The 12,414-nt window shown below is 35.0% G+C and carries 10 protein-coding genes; 6 read left to right on the forward strand and 4 right to left on the reverse strand.

Annotated elements, in window-relative coordinates; translation table 11 throughout:
* Nucleotides 1-266 precede the first annotated feature (266 nt).
* Both BN349_RS03620 and BN349_RS03625 read left to right on the forward strand, forming a co-directional pair.
* Complete coding sequence (locus BN349_RS03620; RefSeq protein WP_026089148.1) at nucleotides 267-677, forward strand: hypothetical protein; 411 nt, start codon at nucleotides 267-269, stop codon at nucleotides 675-677.
* Between the two features lie 532 nt (nucleotides 678-1,209).
* Nucleotides 1,210-2,184, forward strand: coding sequence for an ADP-ribosylglycohydrolase family protein (locus tag BN349_RS03625; protein WP_157381013.1), 975 nt, complete (start codon nucleotides 1,210-1,212; stop codon nucleotides 2,182-2,184).
* Nucleotides 2,185-2,279: 95 nt separating this feature from the next.
* On the opposite strand, the gene BN349_RS03630 is transcribed toward BN349_RS03625, so the two are convergent.
* The 4 genes from BN349_RS03630 to ku all read right to left on the reverse strand — a co-directional run bounded on the left by BN349_RS03630 (nucleotide 2,280) and on the right by ku (nucleotide 6,039).
* Nucleotides 2,280-2,759 (reverse strand): hypothetical protein, encoded by a 480-nt coding sequence (locus BN349_RS03630; protein WP_019240915.1) that lies wholly within the window; start codon nucleotides 2,757-2,759, stop codon nucleotides 2,280-2,282.
* A gap of 93 nt (nucleotides 2,760-2,852) precedes the next feature.
* Nucleotides 2,853-4,091: a DNA ligase D gene (gene ligD, locus BN349_RS03635; protein WP_019240916.1), complete on the reverse strand. Its 1,239-nt coding sequence runs from the start codon at nucleotides 4,089-4,091 to the stop codon at nucleotides 2,853-2,855.
* Between the two features lie 14 nt (nucleotides 4,092-4,105).
* Nucleotides 4,106-5,050, reverse strand: a complete 945-nt coding sequence (locus BN349_RS03640) for an ATP-dependent DNA ligase (RefSeq protein ID WP_019240917.1) — start codon at nucleotides 5,048-5,050, stop codon at nucleotides 4,106-4,108.
* A 152-nt stretch (nucleotides 5,051-5,202) separates the two neighbouring features.
* Nucleotides 5,203-6,039 (reverse strand): non-homologous end joining protein Ku, encoded by an 837-nt coding sequence (gene ku, locus BN349_RS03645; protein WP_019240918.1) that lies wholly within the window; start codon nucleotides 6,037-6,039, stop codon nucleotides 5,203-5,205.
* A gap of 170 nt (nucleotides 6,040-6,209) precedes the next feature.
* Here ku and BN349_RS03650 point away from each other — a divergent pair, with 170 nt between their 5' ends.
* From BN349_RS03650 to BN349_RS03665, 4 genes are all read left to right on the forward strand, one after another.
* The gene (locus BN349_RS03650; RefSeq protein WP_019240919.1) at nucleotides 6,210-6,920 is read left to right on the forward strand and encodes a toast rack family protein; all 711 of its coding nucleotides are present in this window, start codon (nucleotides 6,210-6,212) and stop codon (nucleotides 6,918-6,920) included.
* 355 nt (nucleotides 6,921-7,275) lie between these two features.
* Nucleotides 7,276-8,238 carry a S8 family peptidase gene (locus tag BN349_RS03655; protein WP_019240920.1) on the forward strand — a complete coding sequence of 321 codons (963 nt, stop codon included), beginning with the start codon at nucleotides 7,276-7,278 and terminating at the stop codon, nucleotides 8,236-8,238.
* A gap of 740 nt (nucleotides 8,239-8,978) precedes the next feature.
* Nucleotides 8,979-11,039: an elongation factor G gene (locus BN349_RS03660; protein WP_019240921.1), complete on the forward strand. Its 2,061-nt coding sequence runs from the start codon at nucleotides 8,979-8,981 to the stop codon at nucleotides 11,037-11,039.
* Between the two features lie 337 nt (nucleotides 11,040-11,376).
* Entirely contained in the window at nucleotides 11,377-12,360 is a 984-nt protein-coding gene (locus BN349_RS03665) for a ring-cleaving dioxygenase (protein ID WP_019240922.1), read from the forward strand.
* Nucleotides 12,361-12,414: the final 54 nt, after the last annotated feature.

Consider the following 12,414-nt stretch of genomic DNA (forward strand, 5'->3'; position numbering starts at 1 on the left):
GGGGCTATTAATCGAATCAATTCATCTGTTTCTGAAACAGAAAATATAGTGAAAACAAAAGTCTTTACGATTGAATCATCTTCTTATATGCCGATTGGTTTAAAGATTAAGAACATTCAAGTGGAAGCGTCCCATATCCTAATTAAACAGCTAGGGAACCGAATATTGATACCTCCATTTTAGTTACAGCAAGAGGCTTAATCCTTGTCATTGAATCAGTCATTGAATCTATTAGTATTGCAGTTAAAGCTGCTTTAAATATTGCTTTGTATGGAAGTCCAACTAGTTTAATCATCAGTATTTTTACAGATTATGATGACAGAATTCGTGCAGCTGTAAAAAACGCACTTAAACCACTAGAAGAGCTTGAAATCCTACTTGAGGGAATTGGTAGAGGGGTAGGTAATCTCATCACTCATTTACCAGCTATGCTAGAAAATTTCAAACCATATTTGAATACAGCGATTTTCGAATCAGGAAAGTATCAAAATGTTCGTTTATATAACGTTGCTTCATTAGCTGTGTTAGAAGAGATGGAACTATTATTTAACGACATTGTATTTCAATTATCTGAACAAAAAGCGAATGCCATTGAAGCAACATTAGAAATCTCACAAAACGTATTAAGAAACATACAATTACTGAAAGAACAAGTCCAACTTGGGACCCTCCATTGATTAGACCACAACGAATAATCCCATCTAGAGAGTGTATTTTATAAAACAAGGAAGTATATAATTTTGGATTGTCATACATCCCCAGCTATAAGCCATTTTTTGAAAATAACAGCCTATTAGACAGTCTAGCTCCAGTGGTCAGCTCTTCGGGTGGCATAAACCAATCTGTCCAGAAGGCAAAGAGCACTTTCTAGCCAGTTGTCTAATACTGGTCGGAGCACAACGGATCACTTCCGCTTTTCACTTACTCCCACATGTCTCCTTTTTGAGTAGAAGCATATCATGGTATGAAATGAGTACATGGATTTACAACTTATCTAAGATAGCAGCTATACCAAAAAGGATCGGTAACGTTTTTTCTGGTGTTCTTTGCTAATTGAATGCTATCCACTAGTCTATCTCATTTTCATTAGGTAAAATGAAAGTTTGTAAATGAAAAAATTCGGGAAAAATAATGTGTAGGTATTCGTCATGAAATAGGAGATTAGAAGTTTCTAACTATAGGATATATTAGAGGTGTAGACAAATGGGCATGAACAAACAAGAGAGCAAAGAGTTTGTTAAATCAATTGATTCACAAATAAAAGCTAGTTTACTAAGCTTCGTTATTGGTGATGCGATGGGAGTTCCAATCGAATTTCTAAGCAGAGAAGAACTACGTCATAACACAGTTACTACGATGACAGGGTATGGTTCACATCCAGTACCAGCAGGGACGTGGTCTGATGATACATCAATGACTTTAGCTACCATGAAGGCAATTGTTGATTCGGGAATAATCGATTATACAAAAATCATGGATAACTTTACTTTATGGGCGGATCATGGTGAATTTACAGCGGATGGAAAAGTGTTTGATATGGGTATTACCTGTCGTAATGCGATTTTGAATTACGAAAACACAAAATGTAATCCGATTGAGGCTGGAATGTCGGATTTTTATAGTAATGGTAATGGCTCTTTAATGAGAATGCTTCCTATAGCTTTATATTGTCATGTGAAGAAGCTAGGGGAGCATGAAATAGTGGATATTGTTAACAAAGTATCCTCGCTTACTCATTCTCATGAAATCAGCTGTTTAGGTTGCTATTTATATGTGAAATATACTATGTTTTTATTGGCTGGTGAGTCGAAGCAAGCAGCCTATGAAAAATTACTGACATTAGATATAAGCTGTTATAGCGAAGAAGCGATTGCGACATACGAAAGAGTACTTAATGGCAATCTAAAGACACTTTCAATTGATGAGATTAAATCATCTGGTTATGTGGTTCATAGCCTAGAAGCAAGCCTATGGGTACTCTTGAATACAAGCAACTTTAAGCAGGCTATTATCGGTTCTATTAATTTAGGGGAAGATACGGATACAATTGGAGCGATAACTGGTTCATTGGCAGGTTTGGTTTATGGTATGAAAGAGCTACCCGTCGAGTGGATTGAAGCAATTCGTAATAAAGAATATTTACTAACATTGGTATCTGATTTTACTGAAGTCATAAAAAAATAGTGATTGATCTAGATTAGAATGTTTTTTATTTAGGCGAGTAAAAAAGAATCTCTAACTTGAGAGATTCTTTTTTGTTGATTGATTTGGTAAAACACTTATTGTTTACTCAAAATCTTGTCTCTTTCATCTAATATAAATTTCATATATTTCTCATCCAAAGCTTTAATATTTGGATCATCCCATTCAGAACCAAAGTGCTTATGATAGTCTAATAAATAAATTAACTTACTAAATTGGCGAGAGTTTAGTAAGTAGAGAAAATAGCCAAGATAGTCGACCATATATGTATTTAATGTTTTCATATCCTCTTGTGACAATTGACTAATCGCATCTCGAGGAAGATCTGTCGGCCATTCTTCAAATGGAATGCCAGCGTGCATCCCTTCAATCGGGCCGTTGCGAAAGCAAAGATGTGTGAGAGCGATAGGCAATGAACGCATATAGTTTTCACCGCCAATTAACTCTAGTATTTCTGGAATCTCTGGTTCTATTTTAGATGAAAGAAGTTCTTCTACTGCTTCATCGAAAGAGAGTCCCTTTTCTTTTGCATGTAAGATTACTTCTTTTAATTCCATGATAAGTCCTCCTTTGATGTACGGTTTGTACTATGACTATTCCCAACAAGGACATTATTTGAAACATCATCAATATCGAATGGTAGCGTTTTATTAAACGTTCTCCTTAAGTTTAGAGATAATCTCATTTACAGACCTATTATCCTGGTTCCAAAATTCATGCATTGGACAATTCATTGTAGTCAAACGATGTAAAACAGAATGTATCGTGAATTGTTCGATTCGTAGATCATCGTTCACTTCATTCCAGAAGAGTGGGGCTGCGACAGTAGCATCTTCTTTTCCACGGGTTGAGTATGGGCAAATAATCGTTTTGCCTTCTGCATGCTGAACATAATCAATGTATAACCTATTGTCCCGATTTTTCTTTAATCGCTCAATCGTAAAGTCATTTGGATACCTTTCAATTAAATAATTAGCGATAAATGATGTGAACAATCGCGTTTCATCGTATGTAAGAGTGTTCTTGGATATGGGTATATGAATTTGTAGCCCTTTGCTTCCAGAAAGCTTGGGGTAGCTCGCGATATGAAAGCTATCGAAAATAGATTTCATTTCTTTGGCTGCTTTAATAGCAAGATGAAATTTCGTGCGGTCAGGTGGATCTAAATCGAATACAATTTCTGTTGGATTATTCGTATCAACGGTCTGGAACGGTATATGATACTCGATGGCTAATTGATTTCCAAGCCAAATAAGTGTTTCTAAATTATTACAGACTATAAATTGATTCTCATCTTGCAGGAATTTTTGAATGAACTCAGGAGCATAAGCTGGGCAATTTTTTTGGAAAAAGGCTTCACCAGCAATACCGTTCGGATAACGAATCGTAGTTAAAGCTTTATTCTGTAAAAAAGGGAGCATTCGTGATGAAATCTGAATAAGGTAGGCGATGAACATTTCTTTTGTTGTTTTCGATTGATCCCATATCATTTTATCAAGGTGAGTTACTTTCACTGCATCTGGAATATAATTATCTAAAATGAGTTTCTCCCATGTACATGTTTGCCATGAAGTATTCAAATGAAAGCCAGAAAAAAAAGCATCCTCTAAAGTTCCATTTACTATTGTTTGAAAGGATAATTCAACGCAAATTCCTGGGTCAATAAAAGATGTTTCCTTACTGAAAGATATTTGATTTTTCAATATAATTTGAATTAAAGATTGTTTTTCTTCTTCCTGTAACCCTCTTGAAAAAGTGCCTATATGTACAGTTTTCTCATTTTGGAGAATGCCCACTAAGAAATCATCCGCTTTAGAATGGTATCCTAGAATAAAAAAAATCCCTTTATACTTCTTTCTTATAGAAGGAAATAATTCTTTCAGATTCATCAATCTCTTCCTTTCTATTGATTAAAAGTACATGTTTCAGTGTCTTGAGTAACGAATGCTTGAATACTTGGTTGTCTAAGAGAGTGACCAATTGGCCATTCGATATATTGAACTTTAACGGTTATCAAGGGTCTTAACCATTGGACATCTTTTACTCTTTCTGGCGTATTATAAAAGGGCATCTGATCTTGCTTTATTGGTTCGATGGCATGTGTAAAAGTAAGCCAATCTGCTTTGGTAAGTTTGCCAGTCCCGACATGACCTATATATTGGAACTTCCCTTGATCATCAAAAAGACCAATAAGCATTGAATTGACAGTACCTAATCGAAAGGTAACTCCGCCAACAACCGCTATTAAATCTTTGTAGTTTTTGATTTTTTTCCAGCTGGAATTTTTACCGTTTATACTATATTTGCTCGATAGATTTTTACAAACGATCCCTTCTAAATGGTGATGCTTTACAACCTCAAATAAAGCAACACCATCCTCATGAACAGGAACGATTTGGATTTTTTCATTTGGTTCAACTATATGATGAAGGACTTCAAAGCGATCTTTAAGAGGATAGTGATTAATCCATTTGCCGTTATAAAAAATAACGTCAAAGATCATATAATAAATGGGTACTTTTTCACTTACTTCTTGTACTCTTTGTAATCTCTTAATGCCGTCACGCTTCATGACTTCATGAAAAGAAGGCTGTCCATGATTGTCAAGAGCAATGACCTCGCCATCAAGAATGACGGATTGTGCAGAACAATAAGACTTAATATGAGTTAACTCAGGAAAAATGTCTGTTCGTTCATTAAGTTTACGATTATAGAGTTTTGCTTGATGAGAAGCATAGTATGTTAAGACTCTGACTCCATCCCATTTAATTTGTGAAATCCACTCATTCCCGATAGGAATTTCTTCTGAGAAAACAGGCTCAAACGGCTTGATTGGGTCTAGTTTCATTAATGTACTCCTTATGAGATTGTAAGCAATTCTTCTCTGTGTGCAGCAATATCAAAAAGCCTCCTTACACTGTATTAAGGGATATGTTTAGGACGTAGCTTTTGTTCAGTGTTTTGATATCCCATTGAATTCTTTAATTGCAGAATGGTTTATTAACTCGTTTTCTTAGTGGATCTTGCTTTGGTTTTAGCCTTAGTCTCTTTCTTCGGTGGTTGTGTTTTTTCAATAGAGGCTTGGAGAGCCGCCATAAGATCTACGACATTGCTTCTATCTTCATGTTCTTTTGCCTCTGGTGCAGCTATGTACTCATTTCTTTCCATTTTTTGGTGAATTAAGTTTTCAAGAGCGGTACGATATGTATCTGTATATTTTTCTGGTTCGAATTTGGTTGTTAATTGGTCAATAAGCATCATACCTACTTCAAATTCTTTATCAGAGACAGCTGTTTTAGCCACATCAATCGGTACGTTTTCTGAATTTCGGACTTCATCTGGAAAATGTAGTGTCTCTAAAAGAAGTATATTGTTATGTGGTCTGATCGCAGCAAGTCGTTCCTTGCTTCTAATGGAAATCTTTGCGATGCCAATTTTCTTAGCTTTTTTAAGTATTTCCGAAAGTAAAGCATAGGCCTTTGAACCACCTGTATCAGAGCCGATATAATACGTTTTATCATAATAAATAGGATCGATTTCAGATAGCTTTACGAAGTCAATAATAGCTACTTGCTTTTGTTCATGTTCTTCTTTTAATTTTTTTAATTCATCTTCCGTAATCTCAACAAATCGCCCATTTGGTGATTCATAGACCTTAATAATTTCATCGGCTGTCACATTATCATCGCAGTCCGTTACTTTTTGATATCGTATAGGAGTTAAACAATCCTTGTGAAATTGGCGAAATTTAATGTCTTTATCTTCAACAGCTGAAAATAATTTCACTGGTATGCTTACTAAACCAAATGCGATACTTCCTTTCCATACTGTATGCATAACTATTCCTCTTTCCAATATATTTGCTTTTATCGTTTGTATTTTTTAGAAAAATATCCATTCATACAACTAAGGTCTTAGCCAAAATTAATACTGAAGATTATTATGAAATCTTTGACAATTCTCTATGATGAAATTATAGAAATAACGGAAAAATGGAGGAGAGGAATATGAAAAGGTCAATATTCATCGGGGCAGCAGCAGGGTTGTTATTGATTCTAACGAGCTGTTCGATTCCTTTTATTGGCGATGAAAAAGAGGAATCGATACTAGTAGAAAAAGATAAAGCCAAACAGCTAGATGTAGAACTGAAGGTTGGAGTTGGTGAGCTAGCTATTTCAAATGGTACAGACGAATGGGTTGAGGGGAATGTTAAACATAATGTGAAGAAGCTCGAACCTGTCGTATCCTATGATAAACGAGGGAATAAAGGTGCTATTGTGATTGAACAGAAAGACATTAAATTTCCGAAGGTTGGTAATATCAAAAACAAATGGGACATTAGGCTAACAAATGAAGTACCAATGATTTTGTCAGTCAATGCAGGTGCATCCATTTCAAAACTCGATTTACAAGGATTAAAGCTGAAGCAATTAGATATTGAAGCAGGTGTAGGAGATCTTACGGTCGATTTGGGTGGAAAGTGGGAGAAAAACTTTGATGCAAATATAAAAACAGGAGTAGGAGAAGCTGTTGTAATCTTGCCTTCAAAGGTCGGTGTAAAGATTACTTGTGATAAAGGTGTTGGAAAAATCCGTGCACAGGATTTGATTTCTAAGGGCAATGGCGTATATGTGAACAAGGCTTATGAAGACGCTGATGTTACTTTGGATGTAAATGTAGAAATGGGTGTAGGAGAGGTTACATTTAAAGTAGATTAATTTGTAGAGTTGGATGAATATCAAATCTTTATCTAAAAAGTCAGAGAGATCATTTATAAAGAGAAAGAGGATTTATTGATAGCGATTATATTTTTTAAGGACTCTCTACTTTATTTTCTTAGAGGATAAAGCTTCCTTATTGTCGGATTATGTATTAAGAAAAGCGAATAAATCAGGTCGATAGTAACTATTAGAAAATGGTAATTATTGCTAGAATTCAGTTAACAACTTAAGAGAAGCTTCTATGTAGTGGCTAGGTTAACCTTAGGTCCCTCTTTACAAATAAAGAAGGTATGGGGGTATAAACCAAGTCACTTATGCTTTTGTTCTATCATTCTGACAGGAGGGAATAAAGATGGAAAGATTGATGCATTTGTTTCCGTATCAGTTAGAAGAAAAAGAAGAAGTATTGTCAGAGCTTCCTAGAGGAGTTGAACTTATTCAAGCACCTATGCTGTGGAATAAGACAAAAGGTAAAGGGATTACTGTAGCTGTTTTGGATACGGGTTGCGATGTAGAACATCCAGACTTGAAGAATCGTATTATAGGTGGGAGAAATTTTACCAAGGATGATCGAGGTAATCCTGAAGTGTTCAAGGATTATAATGGTCACGGAACGCATGTAGCTGGTACGATTGCAGCAGAGGAAAATGGATCTGGTGTGGTCGGGGTTGCACCAGAAGCCAGTCTATTGATCGTCAAAGTTCTGGACAAAAGTGGATCCGGTTCGTATGAAGGTATTATTAATGGTATTCTTTATGCCATTGAACAAAAAGTTGATATTATTTCGATGAGTCTCGGAGGTCCAAATGATGTTCAGGAATTACATGAAGCTGTGAAAAAAGCTACCAACCAAGGAATCTTAGTTGTGTGTGCTGCTGGAAATGATGGAGACGGTGATGATTCAACGGATGAATATGGTTATCCTGGCAGCTATAACGAGGTTATTAGTGTTGGAGCCATTGATTTAGAAAGACGTTCTTCAAGGTTCACTAATTCCAATAATGAAGTTGATTTGGTAGCACCAGGAGAGAAAATATATTCTACGTTCTTAAATGGGACGTATAAAAGTTTAAGTGGTACTTCGATGGCAACACCGCATGTCTCTGGAGCACTTGCTCTTTTAAAAAACATTGAAAATGAAAGCTTTGGTAGAAAGCTAACAGAACCAGAATTGTATGCGCAGTTGATTAAACGAACGATTTCTGTCGGCTATTCTGCTAAACTAGAGGGCAACGGCTTACTGTATTTAACAACGGAAGAACAGCTAGAGCGTATATTTAGTGAGAGAATTCAGCAATTAATACTGCATTTATAACATAAATGTAGATCCCCAAGTCATAATGACAATAAAGCTCTTAAAAAAGTCCAGATAAGACCATTTAGATAAGCGACAAAAGGTATGGAGAATTTTCTCTTCGGCCTTTTGTCTTTTTTATGTCTTCTTAATAGGGAAGCGGAGGATGCTACCTCTGAATGAACAAATGGATCGTCATCCTAGTCTAGCCTTTCAAAAGGATGTTTTCTTTAACTAAGTTTATTAGCCAAAAAAGGTCGATCGGAGCTGGATTCAACAAAGTCCCTAGGTCTATATTCGCTATTTGTTTATAGGCAACAAAGTATGTGAAAACAGTCCATCAGAAAAGGATATAAAGAATCTAATCAAATGAATGAATTGCACCTTCCTTTTGGTTTATGAAAAATAGGTTCGGGTAATTATATTAATATATTAAAACAAGCTTTTGTAAATGGTGTTTGATTTTACAAGCTTGTTGAATAGTATGATTCGTTCAAAACTTTTTGATTGGAGTTAATAGTGGAATGAATAATTCTATTTGAGTGGAAAGACAGTCAGCTAAGACTTTGTATTAGGCTGTGAGATTTATGAAACAGCAAACAGTAGAAAAAAAGATGGTAATGAAGAGAGATGATTATTATTTTTATATTGAAATAATAATATATCTTGTGAATGGTGAATGTGTGATACATAAATGTTCCCCTTACTATTTATCTCATTGTGATGGCTGATTGTTCAGACAACAGAAAGGATGATTTAGTATGAGTAAGGAAATTAGAAATATTGTATTATTAGGGCACCAAGGTTGTGGGAAAACGACAACAGCTGAAGCATTATGTTATCTATCAAACAATATTACTCGATTTGGACATATTGAAGAAGGAAATACAGTCAGTGATTATGGACTTGAAGAAAAAAATCGCAAAATATCAGTCCAAACATCCCTCGTCCCAATACTGTATCAAAATTATAAATTGAATATTCTAGATGCACCAGGCTATTTAGAGTTTGAAAGTGAAAGAATTCAAGGGCTTCAAGCAGCTGATGCAGCATTCATTTCTGTTAGTGCTCGTTCTGGTATTAAAGTTGGAACAGAAAGAAACTTTGAAGCTGCAAAAGCAAAGCATCTGCCCATAACATTTGTAATCAATAAAATAGACAAAGAAAACAGTAGTTTTGAAAAGGTTTACAATGAGCTTAGAGTTCAATTCGGTCAAAATGTTGTAGCCTTACATATTCCTGTTGTTCGAGATCATTCAATTGAAGGAATTATTGACGTATTACATGGAACATATTCAGTATATGATTTCTTGAAAAACAAAACGACTGAGAAGGAAATACCTAATGATTATTTGGAATATGTTCAAGAAGCATATGAGACATTAATGGAAACTATTTCAGAATCCAGTGAAGAGTACTTAATGGCGTATTTAGAGAAAGGTTATTTAACAAAAGAAGAGATGGTGGATGGACTAAAAAAAGGATTAAATGATGGTGAAATGTATCCAGTCTTATGCTGTTCTGCACAATCAGGGAAAGGAATTCAATTGTTATTGGACTATATTTGTGAATGTGTACCAGCTCCATTTGATAGAACGATACATACTGTAGAAGCTCATATTAGTGGAGCTATTGTACATCCATCTAATGATGTTAATCATACGATGGCGCTTGTATTTAAAACGATAGCTGATCCTTTCGTAGGCAAACTTTCATTTGTAAAAGTATTAACAGGTTCCATTTCTGGAAATTCCATGATCTATAACGCTAATAAACAGAAAGAAGAACGTATTAATAGTTTATACTCTGTTCGTGGTAAAGAGCAAAAACCGATTGATTGTATTGAAGCTGGTGATATAGGAGTCATTGCGAAGTTACAATACACTAATACGGATGATACGCTATGTGATAAGGACTCTCCTATCATCATTGAACAACCAAGCTATGAATCTCCAACATTTGAAAGAGTTGTTGTTGTTACTAAAAAAGCAGACGAGGATAAAGTATTAAGCGCACTATCTAAAATACAAGAAGAAGATCCATCCATCATTGTATATCGAGATAGTGAATTTTTAGAATTACGAATAATCGGTATGGGTGAAACACATTTAAATATTATTAAAAGCAAATTATTAACGAAATTCGATATTGAAATAGATTATGAATTACCAAGTATTTCATATCGTGAAACGATTAAAGGAAAAGCCGATGTACAAGGAAGATATAAAAAACAAAGTGGTGGTCATGGTCAGTTTGGGAACGTGAAAATAATCTTTGAGCCACGTCACGATGGTGAAGATGACTTATTATTTATCAATAAAGTTGTAGGGGGAGCTGTTCCAAGACAGTATATACCTGCTGTTGAAAAAGGTATCGTTGAATCAATGGAAAGAGGTGTATTAGCAGGATTTCCATTGATCCGTTTGCAAGCAACTTTGTATGATGGTTCTTATCATTCTGTTGATAGCTCAGAATACGCATTCAAGGTTGCAGCAAGCTTAGCTTATAGGCAAGGAATGGAACAAGCCAAACCATGTATATTGGAACCAATCATGAAGGTAGAGATGGAAATTCCTTCTGAATATGTTGGTGATGTCATTAGTGAGCTAACAAGAAAAAGAGGTAGAATTTTAGGGATGGATGAGGAAAAAAATGAAGAATGGATTACAGCAGAAGTACCTCAAGTGGAATTGTTGAGTTTCACTACGGAATTAAAATCATTAACAGGGGCTAGAGGTAAATTTTCTACAAATTTTGTTCGATATGAAGAGCTTACTCCTGATTTAGCAGAGAAAGTGATTCACCAAATGGAAATGATTTAACTTCATTTAAAAAACGGTGCTATCAAAGTGAAAGTATTAGGATAGCACCGTTTTTCTAAACATTATGAACTATATTGGGAGTAAAGATCAGTATTTTGAAGAGCATACATGATAAAATCAATAATGAGATATTAATCAGTTGACAAGGAAAGTGATTATGTGTTAAATTTATCTCGAAGTAAAGATAATTTAAGTTGAGATAATAAGAAAACCATATTTCTTAAGAAATATTTAGTAGTGATGAGGAAATTTTCGTTAATCCATTTTTACAGTAATATCTCGAAATGAAGATAAATGAACTCGAATTAAATAAAAATCATTATTAGGAGGAATAAAAATGAACCATTTAAAAGGAATTCACCATGTTACAGCTATTACAAGTAGTGCAGAAAAGAATTATCAATTTTTCACGTATGTCTTAGGGATGCGTTTAGTAAAGAAAACCGTAAATCAGGATGATATTCAAACCTATCATTTATTCTTTGCGGATGATAAAGGAAGTGCTGGTACAGATATGACATTCTTTGATTTTCCTAATATTCCAAAAGGGGTACATGGTACAAATGAAATTTCTAAAACATCTTTCCGTGTACCAACAGATGCAGCATTAGCGTATTGGGTGAATCGTTTTGACAGACTGAATGTGGAGCATACAGGGATTAAAGAGCAATTTGGTAAAAAGACTTTATCGTTCGTAGATTTTGATGACCAACAATATCAATTAATTTCTGACGAAAACAATGAAGGAGTAGCTTCTGGAACACCTTGGCAAAAAGGACCAATTCCTTTAGAGTTTGCGATTACAGGTTTAGGACCCATTTTTGTACGTATTGCCGACTTTAATTATTTCAAGCAAATGCTAGAGCAAGTCATGTTATTTAGAGAAATTGCCTCTGAAGGTTCTCTTCACTTATTTGAAGTAGGTGAAGGAGGAAATGGGGCACAAATTATTGTGGAACATAATGTTGTAATGCCGAATGCAAGACAAGGTTTTGGTACGGTTCACCATGCTGCTTTCCGAGTAGAAGACCGTGCAGTATTAGATGAATGGACAAATCGTTTTGAAAGTTTTGGATTCCATACCTCGGGTTATGTTAATCGTCATTTCTTTGAGTCACTATATGCGAGAGTGGCACCACAAATTCTATTCGAATTGGCAACAGATGGCCCAGGATTTATGGGAGATGAACCGTACGAAACTGTGGGTGAGAAGTTATCATTACCACCATTCCTTGAGCCAAAACGTGAACAAATTGAAAAGCTAGTCAGACCAATTGATACTGTGAGAAGTACGATTGAGTTTGAGAAAGAATATGAGTAATGAAACATTTATAAAAAATGAATTGGGTAAATAAAATTAAGAACAGAGAACTAC

This window comes from Bacillus sp. AP8 (assembly GCF_000321185.1).
Lineage (GTDB): Bacteria > Bacillota > Bacilli > Bacillales > DSM-1321 > Bacillus_AD > Bacillus_AD massilioanorexius.